The organism is Variovorax multivorans (assembly GCF_051216835.1).
Lineage (GTDB): Bacteria > Pseudomonadota > Gammaproteobacteria > Burkholderiales > Burkholderiaceae_C > Variovorax.
On the sequence record NZ_JBPJZL010000015.1, the window covers coordinates 137,953 to 155,826 of the forward strand.

The 17,874-nt window shown below is 68.0% G+C and carries 17 protein-coding genes; 9 read left to right on the forward strand and 8 right to left on the reverse strand.

The window, feature by feature from the left end; translation table 11 throughout:
* Window positions 1-32 precede the first annotated feature (32 nt).
* Window positions 33-1,736: a M14 family zinc carboxypeptidase gene (locus tag ACSFCA_RS30425; RefSeq protein WP_435462094.1), complete on the reverse strand. Its 1,704-nt coding sequence runs from the start codon at window positions 1,734-1,736 to the stop codon at window positions 33-35.
* A gap of 114 nt (window positions 1,737-1,850) precedes the next feature.
* Here ACSFCA_RS30425 and ACSFCA_RS30430 point away from each other — a divergent pair, with 114 nt between their 5' ends.
* The 4 genes from ACSFCA_RS30430 (at window position 1,851) to ACSFCA_RS30445 (ending at window position 4,182) form a co-directional block, all read left to right on the forward strand.
* Window positions 1,851-2,564, forward strand: coding sequence for a YebC/PmpR family DNA-binding transcriptional regulator (locus ACSFCA_RS30430; RefSeq protein ID WP_258351642.1), 714 nt, complete (start codon window positions 1,851-1,853; stop codon window positions 2,562-2,564).
* 21 nt (window positions 2,565-2,585) lie between these two features.
* On the forward strand, window positions 2,586-2,984 hold the full coding sequence (locus ACSFCA_RS30435) for a GFA family protein (protein ID WP_258351643.1): 399 nt from the start codon (window positions 2,586-2,588) through the stop codon (window positions 2,982-2,984).
* Between the two features lie 140 nt (window positions 2,985-3,124).
* Complete coding sequence (locus tag ACSFCA_RS30440; protein ID WP_435462095.1) at window positions 3,125-3,823, forward strand: HAD-IA family hydrolase; 699 nt, start codon at window positions 3,125-3,127, stop codon at window positions 3,821-3,823.
* A 5-nt stretch (window positions 3,824-3,828) separates the two neighbouring features.
* Window positions 3,829-4,182, forward strand: a complete 354-nt coding sequence (locus ACSFCA_RS30445; protein WP_258351644.1) for a cupin domain-containing protein — start codon at window positions 3,829-3,831, stop codon at window positions 4,180-4,182.
* 16 nt (window positions 4,183-4,198) lie between these two features.
* Here the strand turns inward: ACSFCA_RS30445 and ACSFCA_RS30450 are convergent, their stop codons facing one another.
* The 7 genes from ACSFCA_RS30450 to ACSFCA_RS30480 form a co-directional block, all read right to left on the reverse strand.
* The gene (locus tag ACSFCA_RS30450) at window positions 4,199-5,356 is read right to left on the reverse strand and encodes an NAD(P)/FAD-dependent oxidoreductase (protein WP_435462096.1); all 1,158 of its coding nucleotides are present in this window, start codon (window positions 5,354-5,356) and stop codon (window positions 4,199-4,201) included.
* A complete protein-coding gene (locus tag ACSFCA_RS30455; protein WP_435462097.1) occupies window positions 5,353-6,768 on the reverse strand; it encodes an FAD/NAD(P)-dependent oxidoreductase in 1,416 nt (471 codons plus the stop codon). The genes ACSFCA_RS30450 and ACSFCA_RS30455 overlap by 4 nt, the downstream gene beginning before the upstream one ends.
* Entirely contained in the window at window positions 6,765-7,145 is a 381-nt protein-coding gene (locus tag ACSFCA_RS30460) for a (2Fe-2S)-binding protein (RefSeq protein WP_435462098.1), read from the reverse strand. Before ACSFCA_RS30460 ends, ACSFCA_RS30455 begins: the two co-directional genes overlap by 4 nt.
* A gap of 19 nt (window positions 7,146-7,164) precedes the next feature.
* Entirely contained in the window at window positions 7,165-7,659 is a 495-nt protein-coding gene (locus ACSFCA_RS30465) for an Lrp/AsnC family transcriptional regulator (RefSeq protein ID WP_097200498.1), read from the reverse strand.
* A 78-nt stretch (window positions 7,660-7,737) separates the two neighbouring features.
* A complete protein-coding gene (locus ACSFCA_RS30470) occupies window positions 7,738-9,141 on the reverse strand; it encodes an aspartate aminotransferase family protein (protein WP_435462099.1) in 1,404 nt (467 codons plus the stop codon).
* Window positions 9,142-9,303: 162 nt separating this feature from the next.
* Entirely contained in the window at window positions 9,304-10,236 is a 933-nt protein-coding gene (locus tag ACSFCA_RS30475; RefSeq protein WP_435462100.1) for a 2-hydroxyacid dehydrogenase, read from the reverse strand.
* A 180-nt stretch (window positions 10,237-10,416) separates the two neighbouring features.
* Entirely contained in the window at window positions 10,417-11,295 is an 879-nt protein-coding gene (locus ACSFCA_RS30480) for a GNAT family N-acetyltransferase (RefSeq protein WP_435462101.1), read from the reverse strand.
* A 223-nt stretch (window positions 11,296-11,518) separates the two neighbouring features.
* On the opposite strand from ACSFCA_RS30480, the gene ACSFCA_RS30485 reads away from it, so the two are divergent.
* From ACSFCA_RS30485 to ACSFCA_RS30505, 5 genes are all read left to right on the forward strand, one after another.
* Entirely contained in the window at window positions 11,519-13,000 is a 1,482-nt protein-coding gene (locus ACSFCA_RS30485; RefSeq protein WP_435462102.1) for an aldehyde dehydrogenase family protein, read from the forward strand.
* Window positions 13,001-13,216: 216 nt separating this feature from the next.
* A complete protein-coding gene (locus tag ACSFCA_RS30490; RefSeq protein ID WP_097200503.1) occupies window positions 13,217-13,882 on the forward strand; it encodes a haloacid dehalogenase type II in 666 nt (221 codons plus the stop codon).
* Window positions 13,883-13,910: 28 nt separating this feature from the next.
* Complete coding sequence (locus ACSFCA_RS30495; RefSeq protein ID WP_435462103.1) at window positions 13,911-15,203, forward strand: NAD(P)/FAD-dependent oxidoreductase; 1,293 nt, start codon at window positions 13,911-13,913, stop codon at window positions 15,201-15,203.
* A gap of 69 nt (window positions 15,204-15,272) precedes the next feature.
* Window positions 15,273-16,895, forward strand: a complete 1,623-nt coding sequence (locus ACSFCA_RS30500; protein WP_258351652.1) for an ABC transporter substrate-binding protein — start codon at window positions 15,273-15,275, stop codon at window positions 16,893-16,895.
* Between the two features lie 10 nt (window positions 16,896-16,905).
* Window positions 16,906-17,862 carry an ABC transporter permease gene (locus ACSFCA_RS30505; protein ID WP_097200506.1) on the forward strand — a complete coding sequence of 319 codons (957 nt, stop codon included), beginning with the start codon at window positions 16,906-16,908 and terminating at the stop codon, window positions 17,860-17,862.
* The last annotated feature ends 12 nt before the right edge of the window (window positions 17,863-17,874 follow it).

The window sequence follows — 17,874 nt, forward strand, 5'->3', positions numbered from 1 at the left end:
TGGAAAAAACTGCTGTCCGCGCCGCGACCTGCCTACATCAGCGCGACCACCGGATAGCGCCGCCACTCCGACTCCGCATGGCGCCGGCCGTGCGCAAAGAGAAAGCCCAGCACCGCCTGCTGGTCGGACAGCTTCTCGGGGTTGTCCGCCTTCCATTGCTCGAACAGGCGCTTCAATTCGGGCTCGTCCTCCAGCATCTGGAGTGCGGTGTCTTCGAACACGTAGGCCGAGAAGTTCTCCTTCTTCTCCAGCACGCTGTTGAAGAAGCCCCAGCGGAAGAAGCTGTCGTGGGCTTCGGGCTCCAGCGTTTCGACCGCGTAGCGGGCGTTGGGCTGATCCAGCCGAACCAGCACGTCACCCGCGCGCGCCTGGAAGCGCTCGGTGTGCGTGGCGAGCACCAGCTGGTCATGGAACATGTGGCCTTCGTAGGCGCTCGCGCGCGAGGTCACGCTCTGCACGCGGTACACCCGAGCAGCATCGAACAACTGGTCCGCTTCCAGGCGCTGCGACTCGACGCCGTTCCACGCCAGCCGCTCGATCACTTCGCGCCAGGCTTGCGGCACGAGGTAGGCCTTGGGCGCCGCCACCGCCAGCTCTTCCACGCAGCGATCGAAGTGCACGATGTCCCTCTCCCACGGCTGGCTGCGGTCGTAGGCCAGGCGCTCGTAGTTTCCGAGCCGGCTCGGCATGCGAACCGCGCGATAGCCCTTGAAGCGCAAGCTGGCCGGCCGGCTGCGGTCGTTGCGCCATGTCAGCGGCCAGCGCGCCTGCTGCGCTGCAGCAGCCCTGGCGTCGCGGCGCAGCGCCTGAATCTGCGCCGCGTGCGCGACGGTGAACTCCAGCACCACCTCGACCAGCGTCCGCATGGAAGCCACGCGGTCGGCAAAGGGCTTGAGCATGTGGGTCTCGGGCATGAAGCCGATGGTGTGGTGCAGCGCCGCATAGCCGGTGGAAAAGCGCGGCAGGTCGAGGAAGTCTTCGATGCCGTCGTCGGGCGTCTCGGCCAGCAGGTTCATGTACGGGCAGGTGGGCCAGCCGCGTTGCGCCATGTCGCCGTAGATCGCAGGCAGCATGCTTTCGCGCAGGAACTGCCCGAGCCCGCCGCCCAGCTTGTCGGGCTGGGTCGGGATCAGCGTCATGGTGTAGCTGTAGTCCGCGCCGTTGGAGGTGTGGGTGTCGACCATCACGTCCGGGTCCCACGCGGTGAAGAACCGGTTGAACACCTGCGCCGCCAGGCTGTCGCACTTGATGAAGTCGCGGTTCAGGTCCAGGTGCCGGCCGTTGCCGCGGAAGCCGAACGACTCGGGCCCGAGTTGGTTCACGCGCGAGGTGTTCTGCCGGTTGATGCTGCCGTCCACGTTGTAGACAGGGATGAACAGGAACACCGTATTGCCCAGCGCCGCCAGCCGCTCGGGCTGCGTACAGAAATCGCGCACCAGCGCCATGCAGGCGTCGATGCCTTCTGGCTCGCCGGGGTGGATGCCGTTGTTGTTGAAGAACACCGGGCGACGCTGCTGCTTCAGCGCTTCGCGGTCGAACACGCCATCGGCAGTGACCACGCTGGCGTGAAGGGGAACGCCTGTGTCCGACACGCCGATCTCACCCCAGCGCAGCACGCCGGGAAACTGCCCGGCCAGCCGCTCGTAGAAAGCGATGCATTCGGCCCAAGTGGTGGTCTGGTTGCCGTTGCCCGATTCGAACGGCGTGGGGTACCGGGTGTCTGTGGGAGCAGTCATGGGAAGAAGGCTACAGTAGTCGCCCCGATCCGGTCATCCAGCCCTTCTTTCTGCAAAGAGCCAGGAGCCTGCCAGGCACGGCCGCACGCACAACACACATTCAAGGAAACAGACATGGGCGCCCAATGGAAAGCGAAACACAAGGATCTGGCGGCCAATGCCAAGGGCCGGCTGTTCAGCAAGCTTGCCAAGGAAATCATGATGGCCGCGCGCAACGGCGCCGATCCGGCCTCCAACTCGCGCCTTCGGCTGGTCGTGGAGCAGGCGCGCAAGGCCTCGATGCCCAAGGACACGCTCGACCGCGCCATCAAGAAAGGCGCGGGCCTCACTGGCGAGGCCGTGCATTTCGAGCATGTGATGTACGAAGGCTTCGCGCCGCACCGCGTGCCGGTGATGGTCGAATGCCTGACCGACAACGTGAACCGCACCGCGCCTGAAATGCGCGTGCTGTTCCGCAAGGGCCAGCTGGGCACCTCGGGCTCGGTGTCGTGGGACTTCGACCACGTCGGCATGATCGAAGCCGAGCCCGCCAAGCCCGACGCCGACCCCGAAGTGGCCGCCATCGAAGCCGGCGCGCAAGACTTCGAACCGGCCAGCGAAGGCCATCCCGCAGTCTTCCTGACCGACCCCACCGACCTCGACCTCGTGAGCCGCGCACTTCCGGCCCAGGGCTTCACCGTGCTGTCGGCCAAGCTGGGCTACAAGCCCAAGAACCCGGTCGATCCGGCGAGCCTGAGCGCGCACGACCTGGAAGAAGTCGAAACCTTCCTGGCGGCCATCGACGCGAACGACGACGTGCAGAACGTGTTCGTGGGCCTGGCGGGCTGAGGCAGCTTCTTCATCGGCCGCATGCTCGCGGGAAAGTGCCTCTGCGGTGCCGTCCACTACACGGTGGCGGATGAATTCGCCTACGCCCTGAACTGCCACTGCTCGGACTGCCGGCGCGCGACGGGCTCAGCCTTCAAGCCCTTCGCGGGCATCGAGCGCGGCAAGCTCGCCATCACGCAGGGCGAAGACGCAGTGATGATCTACGGCAAGAAGGACGCGGGCGACATTCACTGCGCAAAGTGCGGCTCGCTGCTCTATTCGGTGGTGCGCGACGGCCAGTTCGTGCACGTCACGCTGGGCACGCTGGTCGATGCGCCAGCGATTCGCCCGACCGCGCACATCTTCGTCGGCTCGAAGGCGCCGTGGTTCACGATCACGGACGACCTGCCGCAGCACAAGGGCCACGTCGGCGAGAACTGAGCGCCGCCCGCGCAAGAAGATGCCACCGCGGCGCCGACAACCGCATCCTGTGCCGTGACGCGGCCCCACTTCGGGCCGGCATTCGCAGGGTGCGCACCTATGCTCGATGAAGTCCTCTTCTTCATCCCTGGAGCGTTTCCATGTCCCTGCAAGATTTCAAGGTCCTCACCTTCGACGTCGTCGGCACGCTGATCGATTTCGAGGGCGGCATGCTCGCCTACCTGCGCAGCGCGGCGCCCGATGCCGACGTGAGCGACGACGACTTCCTCGCCGCCTACCGGCGCGCGCGCGCCGACGGCAACGCCGGCTGGTACCCCGACGACCTGGAGCGCTGCTGGCACGCCGTCGCGCCCGCACTGGGCCTGCCCGACACCGACGCCATCGCACAGGGCCTGCGCGACTCGGTCGCGCAATGGCCGGCTTTCCCTGATTCGGTGGACGCGCTGAAGCGGCTCGGCAAGCGCTTCAAGCTGGTGACGATGACCAATGCGCAGGCCTGGGCATTGGCGCATTTCGACAAGACCCTGGGCTCGCCCTTCGACATGCTGCTGAGCTGCGACGACGCGCTGTGCGAGAAGCCCGACGCGCGCTACTTCGCCTATGCCCGCGGCCGCTTCGAAGGCGCCTGGGGCTACAAGCAGGCCGACAACCTGCACGTGGCGCAAAGCCAGTACCACGACATCGGCATCTCCAAGCAGTTGGGCATCACCACCTGCTGGATCGAGCGTCGCCATGCGCAGAAGGGTTCGGGCGGCACCATCGAGTCGAAGCACACCGTGCCCGACTACCACTTCCACACGCTGGCCGAGCTGGCAGATGCGGTCGAGGCGGGGCGTTGAGCACCGTGGGTATCACCATCCTGCGCCAATCGGCCACCATCGGCGGCCTGCAAGACCAGGGCACGCCTGCGCGCCCTTTGAGCCAGCCGCCCTGCCGGCTGAGCGGCATCGATGTCGAACTTGCAGGCGCAGGCGACAACAAGAGCGGCATCTGGGAATGCGAGCCCGGCCGCTTCGAGCGCCAGCTGGCCAATGCCGAGGTCATGCACATCCTGGCCGGTGCCTGCACCTTCACGCCGACCGATGGCGCCGCGCTGGAGATTCGCGCGGGCGACACGCTGTTCTTTCCGGCGCACACCACCGGCGAGTGGCATGTGCACGAGACCTTGCGCAAGGTCTTCGTCGTGATGACGCTGTAGGCAAGCGGTCGCGGCCTCAGGCCGCCTGCTTCGTCAGCTCTTGCGCAAACCGGCTGATCGAGAAGCTCTCGATGGGCGTCGACGTCTGGCCGGTGGCGATCAGCTCGGCCATCGTCTCGCCCACACCCGGGCTGATCGCAAAGCCCTCTCCATTGAAGCCGAAGGCGTAGTGCAGGCCCGGCACGCGGGCGCTCGGGCCCATCACGGGTTGCCAGTCGGCGGTGTAGCCCTCGATGCCGCTCCACACGCGGATCAGCTGCACATGCTCGAAGGCCGGCACGGAGCGGCGCAGCTCGCGCAGCTGGCGCAGCACGTTGTCGGGCTTCACATAGGCGCGGATGTGCTCCGCATGCGCCGGCCCCTTGAGCCCGCCGCCGAAGACGATGTTGCCGCGCGCGATCTGCCGGAAGTACAGGCCTTCATGCTCGATGGGCGACGAGATGCCGATGGATGGGCCGATGGCGTAGGGCAGCGGCTCGGTCACGCCCATCTGCGGCCCGCGCGCATCCATCGGCACGGCCTCGCCGAACTGTTCGGCCATGCGGTTCGACCACGCGCCGCAGGCCACGAAAAGCTGCGCCGCGCGAAAGCGCCGGCCGTCCGCCGTGTGGGCGACGAAGCCCGCGCCATCGCGCTCGACCTGCATCACCTCGGCCTGCTCGACGATGTTCGCGCCCGCGCGCCGCGCTGCCCGCGCAAATGCCGGGCCGGCCAGGCGCGGATTGGCATGGCCGTCGTTCGGCGACAGCGATCCGCTCACGATGCCGGGCGCGAAGATGCCCCAGCGCCGGCGCAGATGCTCCGCATCGAACAGTTCGAGATCGAGGCCGAGCGGCTTCACGTCTCTTGCGTGCTGCTCCAGCACCGCGGCCTGCTGCTCGGTGTAGCAGACGCGCAGGTGGCCGTAGGGCACGAACTCCAGGTCTTCGCCGAGCAGCTCCTTCACGCGGCCCCAGACAGCGCGCGCGCGGTTGGCCAGCGGCATCTGCGCCAGCGCGCGGCCCTGCCTGCGCACATTGCCGAAGTTGGTGCCGCTGGCCTGGCGGCCCACGAGCTCGCGTTCGAGCAACGTGACCGACAGGCCATGCTGGCGGCGCAGGAAGAAAGCGGCAGTGGTGCCCATCAGGCCGCCGCCGAGCACCAGCACGTCGGTGGTGGTCGTCGTATCGCTCATGCCTGCACCTCGCGCGTGTTCATCATCAGCGGCTTGACCGGCGCCTGCGAGCGCAGGCGCCCCACCAGTTGCACCGGCACGCCGCTGGCCTGCGCCACGATCTCGGCCGATGCGTGGCCGCAGAAGCGGCCCTGGCAACGCCCCATGCCGACGCGACTGAAGGCCTTGGCGCGGTTGACTTCATGGCTGTCCATCTCATTGACGCAGCGGCGCAGTTCGCCTGCCGTCACGGCCTCACAGCGGCACACGACCGCGTCATCGGGCAGTGCTGCAACCTGTGCATGCGGCCACGGAAATGCACGTGCCAGGCCTTCACGGAAGCGATTCATCTGCGCCAGCGTGCGGCGCAGCGCGGTGGACTCGGCGTCGTAGAGCGCACGGCCCGGCGCATGGCCGAGATCGGCCAGCGCGGCGAGCGCTGCCAGCCGGCCAGCGGCCTCCGCGCCATCGGCCCCGAGAATGCGAACCCCGTCGCCGGCCAGGTACACGCCCTTGGTGCTGCTGCGGCCATCGGCGTCGATGCGTGGCAGCCACTGCCGGCTCAGCGGCTCGAATTCGAAGTCGCAGCGCGCAATGTCGGCCAGCTGCGTTTCGGCGCGCAGATGCCAGCCGAGGCCCACGGCGTCGCATTCGAAGCGCTGCTCGCGCCCCTGCGCATCGCGCACGGCCACGGCCTGCACGCCCAAGCTGTCGTCGCCGTCGATGCGCAGCGGCGCCACGCCCTGCAGCACCGGCACGCCCGCGCGGCGCAGGCTGCGAATCAGCGCAAGCCCGCGCAGCGCCAATCGCGGCCTTGCAAGCAAACCGGCCACTGCGCCCCAGGGCTTGGCGGCCGGTGCGGTGTCGAACACCGCCGCCACCTGCGCGCCGGCCTGTACGTACTGCGAGGCCACGAGATACAGCAACGGGCCACTGCCCAGGAAGACAACGCGCGAACCGATGGCGCAGGCCTGCGCCTTCAGTGCGATCTGCGAAGCGCCCAGGCTGTAGCAGCCGGCGCGGTGCCAGCCCGCCACGGGCATCAGCCGGTCGGTCGCGCCGCTGCACACCAGCAAGGCATCGAAGGGCAGCGTCTGCGGCTCGCCGGCATGCACGACGTGCAGCGCGCCTTCGCTCACGTTCCAGGCCAGCGTGTCGCCGCGGTAGTCGACGTGATCGCGCAGCGCGTCGAAGTCGCGGTGCAGCGCCTGCGCCTTCTCGGCCTCGGTGCCGTAAAGCTTGGCGTAGGGGCGCTTGAAGCCTTCGGGCTGGCGACGGTAGATCTGGCCGCCGTCGCGCCGGCTTTCGTCGACGACGATGGGCCGCACGCCGGCACGCACCAGCGCCTGCGCGGCGCGCACGCCGGCGGGGCCGGTGCCAACCACCACGATGCGCGGTGAAGCAGAAGGAAAAGAAGGAGGCGCCCCGCTCATGCGCCGCCCTCCGGCGCATGGCGAGACAGCGACTGCTGCAAGTCCGGTGTCGGCAACCAGTGGTCCGCCGGCGGGCGCGTGAGCACCGACATGCCCGCCTCCACGGTCGTCGAACAGGCGCGCAAACGCTCGCCGGCCGGCGTCCACACCCAGCAGTCCTGGCAGGCGCCCATCAGGCAGAAGCCGGCGCGCGGCCCGTCGCCGAACTCGCTGTCGCGCACTCGCCGTCCGTTGCTCAGCAGCGCCACCAGCAGCGTGTCGCCGGCCAGCGCGGTGCGGGCCTCGCCGTCGATGTGCAGAGTCAGCTCGGGCCGGTTGGTTTCCGCGAGCCGCACGAAGCGGGCGGGTGGCTGGAAGCGAGGCTTGGGTTCGGGCATGGACGGTCGAAGGCGCCAGTCAGCGCTCGTGAGGAAAAAGCCGCTCGATCGGACAGTGCGTCTTGATGAACGGCGACTTGATGACGATGTAGCTGAAGTACTTCGCGATACCGATGTTGCGTTCGAGCAGCCCCTCGATCACTTCCTGGTAGTGGTTCACGCCACGGGTGAGAAAGCGCAACAGGTAGTCGTAGCCGCCGCTGACCAGGTGGCATTCGAGCACCTCGTCGACCTCGCGGATCGCGGACTCGAAGCGCACGAAGTCCTCGCGGTGGTGGTCGGACAGCGTGACCTCGGTGAACACGGTCAGCGTGTCGCCGAGTTTTTCGAGCCGCAGGTGCGCGCCGTAGCCGGCGATGTAGCCGGCCTGCTCCAGCCGCTTCACGCGAATGAGGCAGGGGCTGGGCGAGAGCCCCACCGCATCCGCCAGGTCGACGTTGGTCATGCGCCCGTTCTTCTGCAACTGGGCCAGGATGCGAAGGTCGAGTCGGTCGATCTTGAAAGCTTCTGACATGGCGGTGCCTGATAACGAGAGAAAGCCCGATTCTGCGTCGTCGGCCGCCGGTCTTGCGGGCTTTGCGTGCCTGTTCGTTCAGGCAGCCATCGCGGCGCGGACGTCGGGTGCATCGAGCACTTCGTCGAGCGTCTTCTTCAGCCGCGCGAACGTCTGCGCGAACTCGTCCTCGGTGAAGGTAAGCGCGGGCGCAAAGCCGAGGATGTGGTCGCCGAAGGAGCGGAACACCAGGCCGTTGCGGTAGCCGGCGGCGAAGATGCGATCGGACAGCCCCAGCGCCGCATCGAAACGGCGTTTGCTGGCCTTGTCGCTCACCAGCTCCAGCGCACCCAGCAGGCCGCGGTGGCGCGAATCGCCCACCAGCGGATGCACGAGCAGTGCGTCGAGCCCGGCCGCGAAGTGCGCCGCGCCGCGCTGGCCGTTGGCGAGGATGCCGCCTTCCTCGTAGAGCCGCAGCACTTCGAGCGCAACAGCGGCGCCGACCGGGTGCGCCGAATAGGTCGCGCCGTGGCCAATGGAGGCGCCCTCGGGCGCGCCGTCGGCGATGCCGGCGTAGACCTTCTCCGACATCATGGTCGCGCCCATCGGCACGTAGCCGGCCGTGAGACCCTTGGCCATGGTCATCAGGTCGGGCTCCACGCCTTCGGCCTCGCAGGCGAACATGGGACCGGTGCGGCCAAAGCCGGTGATGACTTCGTCCACGACGAAGAGGATGTCGAGCTCGCGCGCGGCCTCGCGCATGGCCTTCAGCCAGCCCTTGGGCGGCACGATGACGCCGCCCGAGCCCTGGATGGGTTCGCAGAAGAAGGCAGCCACGTTGTCCGCGCCCAGCTCCGCCACCTTGGCGCGCAAGGCCGCGACCGACGAGGCGATCAGCGCCTGCGGATCGGCGCCGTCGGCATGGCGATAGGCGTAGGGCGACGCAATGTAGTGCTGCGTGGGCAGCGGCAGGTCGAAGCCGCGATGAAAGGCCGGCAGCGCCGTGAGGCCCGCGCCGGTGGACGACGAGCCGTGGTAGCCGCGCTCCAGCGAAATGAACTGCTTCTTCGACGGCCGGCCGGTCGCGTTGTAGTACTGCACGATGAAGCGCACGGCGGCATCGACGGCCTCGGAGCCGCCCAGCGTGAGGTACACGCGCGTCAGCGAGGCAGGCGTGATCTGCACCAGTTTTTCAGCAAGACGGATGGCCGGCTCGCTGCTGAAGTGGAAGTAGCCGGTCGCGTACGGCAGCTTGCGCATCTGCTCGGTGGCGGCCTGCACCACGCTCTCTTGCCCGTAGCCCACGTTCACGCACCACAGGCCCGCAAAGGCGTCGAGCAGTTCGTGGCCGTTGCCGTCGGTCAGCCAGGCGCCACGGCCCGAAGACAGCACGGTGGGGCCGCGCTGCTCGTGCACGCGCCAGGGCGAGACGGGGTGGATCAGATGCGCGCGGTCGATCGCGTCGAGTGCGGCTTGGTGGGGCAATGCGGTGGGGTGCGTCATGGCGGTGTTGGAGGGAGCGAGAGCGAAGGAGCTTTCGATGCCCTCAGCTTAGGCGGCGCACCGCGCGAGGTGGTGCTGCTTTGGGGGTGCCGCACAAAGCAGGCTGCGGTTGTGTGCATGGCACGCAGCAGATCGTGCGGTCGGTCTTCCTTCTTCCCTTCTTCAATAGCCGCGTGCGCGATCGACCAGCCCGACCATCGGCTCGCCGGCTTCGAAGCGCTCGAGGTTGTCGAGCACCACTTCCGCCGCGCTCAGCGGCTGCGTCATGCTCGCGATGTGCGGCGTGAGCTGGATGCGCGGATGGCGCCAGAAGGCATGCTCTGGCGGCAGCGGCTCGGGGTCGGTCACGTCGAGCACCGCATCGCCGATATGCCCGCTTGCGAGCGCGGCCAGCAGGTCGGCATCCACCAGCTGCGGCCCGCGCCCCACATGCACCAGCCCGGCGCCCGTGGGCAGCAGCGAGAACAGCCGCGCATCGAGAAAGCCACGTGTCGAATCGGTCAGCGGCAGCAGGCACACGAGGATGTCGGTGCGCGCCAGAAAGGCCGGCAGCTCATCGGCGCCGGCATGGCATTGCACGCCGTCGACCTCGTGCCGCGAACGGCTCCACCCCGCGCAGTCGAAGCCCAGTGCAACAAGCTGCGCCAGCACGGCCTGCCCGAGCGAGCCCAGTCCGAGCACACCGATGCGCCGCTCACCAGCGGGCCGCACGGGCAACGGCTTCCACAGGCCTTCCTGCTGCTGGCGTCGGTATTGCGGCATGTCGCGATGCAGGCCGAGCACCGCATGCGTCACGTACTCGACCATGCCGCGCACGATGCCGGGCTCGACCATGCGCACGATTGGCAACGAGGCTGGCAGTGCCGCGAAGTCGAATTGGTCGACGCCCGCACCGGAAGAAAACAGCACTTCCAGATTGGGAAAGCGCGTCGCCAGATCTTCCGGCGGCTCCCACGCTGCGAGAAAGCGCACTTGTGCCGGATCGCCTATGTCGGGCCAGATGCGGAAGTCGATGTCCGGCGCGCGGCGGCGGAACACTTCGGCCCACAGGCGGCCTCTCGCCGGGTCGGACTTGTAGAGGAAAGTAGTTTTCATGATCGACTGGACTCGACTGGGAACGCGTTCAGGGTGCGTGCCGGTGGTTCGACCGCAGCGCCCGACGATCACGTCGATGGGGTGCCTTGCGCAGCGAAATAAAGGAGGAGGCCGAAGGCCGGGGGACATTCGCGGAGCAAGGCACCCCATCGGCGTGATCGCTCCCTGAACAGCAAGCGCTCATCCAACAGCCTGAGTAACGATGGCAAAGAGCGAAGGCCCACCCGCCGGCGTGACAAGCGGTGCCCCTCGCACCATCGTCGTGGGCGCATCCACGCGCAGCAGCCCGATGCTCTCCAGGCACTCGGACAGCCCACTGTCGAAGTCGATGTCGATGCGCGTGAAGTGCCCGGCATTCACACTGGCCAGATGCGCAATCAACGCCTTGGCACCATCGACATCAGGCGCAACCACCGGCCCTATCGAATGACCGCGTCCAAAGCGACGCAGCATCGCGAAACCGCGCGGTTCGTTGTCGTGGTCCAGCACCACGCAGGCTTCGGCGCTGGCCAGCAGGTCGGCGATCAGTGCATCGCGCGGCATGCCACGCGCCGCGGTGTCGAGGGCCTGCAACGCCGCTGCCTCGTGAACGCCAGCAGGTCGCAGACGCCAGCCCGGTTGCAAGGCCACCAGCGGCGCCGACTGCGCGATGCCCTGGTGCTGCCGCAATTCGCCGGTGCGCACGAACCCCAGCCGCTCGTAGAGGCCGCGACCTTCGGCGGTGGCATGCAGCAGCACCGTGTGGTCTTCCAGGCCTTCGAGCAGCGCGCTCATCAAACGGTGCCCGATGCGCCGCCCCTGGCAGGCCGGCGTCACGACCACGAGGCCGAGGGTGGCGTGGCGTTCGCCCCAGCGCCAGCGCAGGGCGGAGGCGACGATTTCGCCGTCACGCTCGGCCACGATGCCCTCGGCGTGCGCGAACACCTGCTCCCAGTCTGCCAGCCGGTGCGGCCAGCGCAACAGGTCCGTCAGCGCCTGCGCGAACGGCAGGTCGGCAGGCGTCATCGGTCTCAGCACCACGCCGTCGCCGGTGGATGCATTCGGGGTCTGATCGGGCATTGGAAAAGTCTCGGTAGCGAAGAGGATGTTCCTTCCATCTTGGACGACATCGGCGCACGGTGCCAGACCGAAATCGACGTTCATTGCAACTTGCAAGCTTCGGCTGTCGCGTGGCCGGGTTTTGCAATTCGCTGCGGTGCGGTGCCTGCGTACGCATACAAATGCTGTGCCAATCTGCCTAGGATCGATCGCCGCTCTTGCGGTGTTCTCGCAACCTACGCCCATGCAAGCCTTCGACCCGCGACAGATCCACGTGCCTTCGGGCCATTTCATCGGTGGGCGCCTCGTGCCCGACACCGGCCGCATCGTGGTGCACAGGCCCTCCGATGCGCAGGCGCATGCCGAGCTCCCGCTGGCCGACGCCGACACGGTGGACGCCGCCGTGCGCGACGCATGGAATGCCTGGCGCCACAGCGACTGGGCACGCCGCGCGCCACGCGAACGTGCTCGCGTGATGCGCCGCTGGGCCGAGCTGATCGAGGCCGATGCGGCGAATCTCGGCCCGCTGGAAGCCGTGTGCTCCACGCGGCCGGTGCGCGACGCCATCGCGTGGGACGTTCCGTTCACGGCCGAGGGCCTGCGCTTTTTCGCCGAGTACGCGGACAAGCTCGGCGGCGAGGTCGCGGCAACGCGCCACGACCACCTCGGCATGGTGGTGGCCGAGCCCTACGGCGTCATCGGTGCGATCACGCCGTGGAATTTTCCGCTGGTCATGGTGTCGTGGAAGGTGGGCGCGGCGCTCGCGGCCGGCAATGCGGTGGTGCTCAAGCCATCGGAGCTCACGCCATGGTCGGCGCTGCGGCTGGCTGAGCTGGCCATCGAGGCCGGCGTGCCGCCCGGGCTCTTCAACGTCGTTCAGGGCGACGGCCGTACGACTGGAGACGCGCTCTCGCGGCACCCGCTGATCTCGAAGATGACCTTCACCGGCTCCACCCGCACCGGCGCCGCCATCATGGCCGCCTGCGCCATGACCGGCCCCAAGCCGGTGACGCTGGAGCTCGGCGGCAAGAGCCCGCAGTTGGTGTTCGACGACGCGCCCGACATCGACCGCCTGGCCGGCATGATCGCCGGCGCCATCACCGGCAACGCGGGGCAGGTGTGCGTGGCCGGGTCGCGGCTGATCGTGCAGCGCGGCGTCGCCGAGGCGCTGGTGGAGCGCATCGCGGCGCGCTTCGCGGCGATGCGTCCGGGCGCGACCTGGGACGACACGGCCACGCTGCCGCCCATCATCTCGACGCCGCAGGCCGGCCGCATCCTGGAGATCGTCGATCGCGCGCGCGACGCCGGCGCCACCGTGCGCTGCGGCGGCGGCCTGTTCGACGGCGGGCCAGGTGGCGCCTACTTCCAGCCCACGCTGATCGAGGGCGTGGACGGCGCCAACCCCGCAGTGCGCGAAGAGATCTTCGGCCCGGTGCTCACGGTACAGACCTTTGCCGACGAAGAAGAAGGCCTGGCGCTTGCCGCGCACGAGCACTACGGCCTCGCGTCCGGCGTGCACACCGCTGACATCGGCCGCGCGTTGCGGGCGATGCGCGGCATCAGCGCCGGCACGGTCTGGATCAACCGCTACGGGCGCAGCGCCGACTTCGTGATCCCTACCGGGGGTTATCACCAATCGGGCATCGGCAAGGACCTGGGGCGCCAGGCGGTCGAGGCCAACCTGCGCTTCAAAAGCGTGCTTATCGACTTCGCTGCGACGCACTGAGGTGCGCCGCCGCACGCATGGAGGGCAGACCGCATGGCATGCCGCCGCGCCCCCTTCAAACCGCAGCTTTGTCGCGGCGGGCAACGTTTTTCCCTACAACTCCAGAGCGGCTGCGTGCTGCAATCAATTCGTAATGAGCTTGTCGCAATTGCCATCCAAAGCAAGCGACCCGACCCGGCCGGCGACCGGTTTGAATGAACCCAAGGACTCGAGACCATGACCTTCAAGCCCAAATACGTGACCTTCGATTGCTACGGAACGCTGACGCGTTTCCGCATGAAAGAGATGTCGCGTGATCTCTTCGCCGATCGCATTCCGGCCGAGCACATGGAGCAGTTCATCGCCGACTTCGCGGCCTACCGCTTCGATGAAGTGCTGGGTGCCTGGCAGCCCTACGAGGTGGTGCTGAAAAACGCAGTACGCCGCCTGTGCCGCAAATGGAAGATCCAGTACTTCGACCTGGACGCGCAGAAGATCTATGACGCGGTGCCCACCTGGGGCCCGCACGCCGACGTGGCGGCCGGCCTGGCCAAGGTCGCGAAGGAAATCCCGCTGGTGATTCTGTCGAACGCATCGGACGACCAGATCCAGAAGAACGTCGCGATGCTCGGCGCGCCCTTCCACCGCGTGTACACCGCGCAGCAGGCCCAAGCCTACAAGCCGCGCCTGACGGCCTTCGAATACATGCTCGATTCGCTCGGCTGCAACCCGGAAGACGTGCTGCACGTGTCGTCCAGCCTGCGCTACGACCTGATGTCGGCGGACGACCTGGGCATCGTCAACAAGGTGTTCGTGAATCGTGGCCATGGCCCCGGCAACCCGGCGTATCGCTACACCGAGATCCAGGACATCGGCGGCCTGCCCGGCGTCGTCGGTCTCTGATCTTTTCTTCAAGCACCGCTCTCACGCCATGAAGCTCGACTCCTACTGGACCGATTCGGCGCCAGCCTTCGTCCCCGAGGCACATGCGTTGCCGGCGCAGGTCGATGTCGCGATCGTCGGTGGCGGCTTCACCGGCCTGTCGGCGGCGCTGGCGCTGGCACGGCGCGGCGCCAGCGTCGCTGTGCTCGAAGCCGGCACGCGGGTGGCGGCCGAAGCCTCGGGGCGCAACGGCGGGCACGTCAACAACGGGCTGGCTGTCGACTATGCCGATGTAGCGGCCAAGGTCGGCGTCGAGCGCGCGCGCGGCTGGTATCACGCGTATGACGCGGCGGTCGACACGGTAGCGCGACTGGTGCGCGAGGAAGCCATCGACTGCGACTTCATGCGCCACGGCAAGCTCAAGCTCGCCACGCGGGCGAACCAGATGGCCGCGCTCGAACACAGCGCCCGGCGCCTGGTCGACGACGGCGTGGACTGCGACGTCGAACTGCTCGACGCGGCACGCGTGCGCGCCGAGGTGCAGAGCGAGCGCTTTCACGGCGGCCTGCTCTACAAGCGCAGCGGCCAGATGCACATGGGCCGCTTCGCGCACGGACTGGCGATGGCCGCGCAGCGCAACGGCGCACAGATCCACACCGGCACCGAGGTGAGCCGCATCGAACGCGTGGGCCAGGGCCATGCGCACCGGCTGCACACCGGGCGCGGCATGGTCACGGCGCAGCAGGTGCTGCTGGCCACAGGCGCGACGCGCCATGGCGGCTACGGCAGCTTCGGCTGGCTGCGCCGGCGCATCGTGCCGATCGGCAGCTTCATCGTCGTCACCGAGCCGCTGGGCGCCGAGCGCGCGCAGGCATTGCTTGCGGCCCGCCGCACGTACACGACCATCGCGAACATCCACCACTACTTCAGGCTCACGGCCGACCACCGGTTGGTGTTCGGCGGGCGCGCGCGCTTCGCGGTCTCCAGCCCGCAGTCGGATGCCGCGAGCGGAGACATCCTGCGCGCGGGGCTGGCCGAAACCTTTCCGCAGCTCGGCGCGGTGCGGCTCGACTATTGCTGGGGCGGACTGGTCGACATGACGCAAGACCGCCTGCCGCACGCCGGCGAACGCGACGGCCTCTACTACGCCATGGGCTATAGCGGCCACGGCACGCAGATGTCGGTGCACATGGGCGAACGCATGGCCGCCGTGATGGGCGGCAACGCGGGCGCCAACCCCTGGCAGGGCCGCGAGTGGCCCGCCATTCCCGGCCACTTCGGCCCACCGTGGTTCCTGCCGGCGGTGGGCTTCTATTACCGGCTCAAGGACAGGCTGGCCTGAAGGCTTGCAGTCATCTCTTTCGTTCGTTTCCGATTTCTTCCACCCCACGGCCCCTCAGGAGCACCCACCATGAGCGACAGCAGCAACAAGAGCTTCGAAAACCTCGTCGGCCCAGACGAAAGCCTTCGCGTGATGGCATCGCTGCGACGCGGCGCCTCGCGGCGCGACATCCTGACGATGCTGATGGCCGGCGGCATGCAGGCCACGCTGGCCGGCAGCCTGGCGGGCATGGCGGTGTCGGCCCACGCGCAGACGCCGCGGCGCGGCGGGCGCATCCGGGTGGCGGGGGCCACCGCCGCCGCGACCGACACGCTCGATCCGGCCAAGCAGTCGAACCAGACCGACTACTCGCGCTGCAACATGATCTACAACAGCCTGACCTCGCTGGACGGCAGCCTCACGCCGCAGCCTGCGCTGGCCGAGTCGTTCACCACGAAGGACGCCAAGACCTGGGTGTTCACGCTGCGCAAGGGCGTGGTGTTCCACGACGGCAAGGCGCTCTCGCCCGCCGACGTTGTCTTCTCGGTGATGCGCCACAAGGACCCGGCCATCGCCTCCAAGGCCAAGGTGCTCGCCGACCAGATCGAGAGCGTCAAGGCCACGGGCGCGAACGAGGTAACGATAGTGCTGAGCGCGCCCAACGCCGACCTGCCGGTGATCCTGGGCACCTTCCACTTCCACATCGTCAAGGACGGCACCACCGACTTCAACGCCGGCATCGGCACCGGCCCCTACAAGCTCAAGGAGTTCAAGCCCGGCATCCGCTCGCTGGTGGTGCGCAACGAGGCCTACTGGAAACCCGGCAAGCCCTACCTCGACGAGATCGAGTTTGTCGGCATCGGCGACGAGAGCGCGCGCGTCAACGCGCTGCTGTCGGGCGGCATGGACCTGGTGGGCTCGGTCAACCCGCGCTCGGTGGAACGCGTGAAGGGCACGGCCGGCTTCGGCATCTTCGTCACGCAGTCGGGCCAGTATTCCGACCTGGTGATGCGCAAGGACGTGGGCCCCGGCGCCAACCCGGACTTCGTGCTCGGCATGAAGCACCTGTTCGACCGCGAGCAGATGAAGAAGACCATCGCGCTCGACTACGCAGTGGTCGCCAACGACCAGCCGATCGACCCGACCAACCGCTTCTACTTCGGCGGCCTGCCGCAGCGCCCCTTCGACCTGGACAAGGCGAAGTTCCACCTGCAGAAGGCCGGCGTCACGGGCAAGGTGCCGGTGGTGGCGTCTCCCGCGGCGCTCTACTCGGTAGAGATTGCCCTGATGCTGCAGCAGACCGCGCAGCGCGCCGGCCTGGAGCTCGACATCAAGCGCATGCCGGCCGACGGCTACTGGTCGAACCACTGGCTCAACAGCCAGGTGGGCTTCGGCAACGTCAACCCGCGCCCGAGCGCCGATGTGCTGCTCACGCAGTTCTTCCAGTCGGGTGCGGCCTGGAACGAGTCGCGCTGGAAGAGCGAGAAGTTCGACCAGCTGCTGCTCGCCTCGCGCGCCGAGACCGACCTGGCCAAGCGCAAGCAGATGTACGCCGACATGCAGACCATGATCCACCAGGACGCCGGCATCGGCATTCCGCTTTTCCTGGCGAGCATCGACGGCCACACCTCCAAGCTCAAGGGGCTGTCGCCGATTCCGCTCGGCGGCCTCATGGGCTACAACTTCGCCGAGAACGTATGGCTCGAAGCATGAGCCTGCTGACATGAACCGACAGATCCTCAAGCTGCTCGGCCAGCGCATTGCGCTGGCGCTGCTGTCGCTGCTGGCGGTGTCGGTGATCGTGTTCTCGATCACCGCGGTGCTGCCCGGCGACGCGGCCCAGGAGCAACTCGGCCAGGACGCCACGCCAGAGGCGCTGGCCGCGCTGCGCGCGCAGATGGGCCTGGACGTGCCCGCGCCCAAGCGCTATGCGCAGTGGCTGCTGGGCATCGCGAAGGGCGATCTCGGCCGCTCGGCCACCACGCAGATGCCGGTGTCGGAGCTGGTCGCCAGCCGCCTGCCCAACTCGCTGCTGCTGGCCGCTGTCACGGCCCTGTTCTCGGTGCCGATCGCGCTTGCGCTGGGCATCGCCTCGGCGGTGTGGCGCGGCTCCTGGTTCGATCGAGTGGCCTCGACCTCGGCTGTGGCGGTGGTGTCGGTGCCGGAGTTTCTGGTCGCGACGCTGGCGGTGCTGGTGTTCGCGGTCAAGCTGCGCTGGCTGCCGGCGCTTTCCTTCGTCAGCGACATCGATTCGCTGGGCCAGATGCTGCAGGCCTTCGCGATGCCGGTGCTGGTGCTGTGCTGCGTGATCGTCGCGCAGATGATGCGCATGACGCGCGCCGCGGTCATCGACCAGCTCGAAGCGCCTTACATCGAGATGGTGCGCCTGAAGGGCGCCTCGCCGATGCGCATGGTGCTGGCGCATGCGCTGCCCAACGCGGTGGGGCCGATCGCCAATGCGGTGGCGCTCAGCCTGTCGTACCTGCTCGGCGGCGTGATCATCGTCGAGACCATCTTCAATTACCCGGGCATCGCCAAGCTGATGGTCGACGGTGTCTCGCAGCGAGACATGCCGCTGGTGCAGACCTGCGCCATGATCTTCTGCTGCGCCTACCTGATCCTGGTGACTGCCGCCGACATCTGCGGCATCGTCGCCAACCCGCGGCTGCGGCACCGCTGAAGAAGAGGCAGC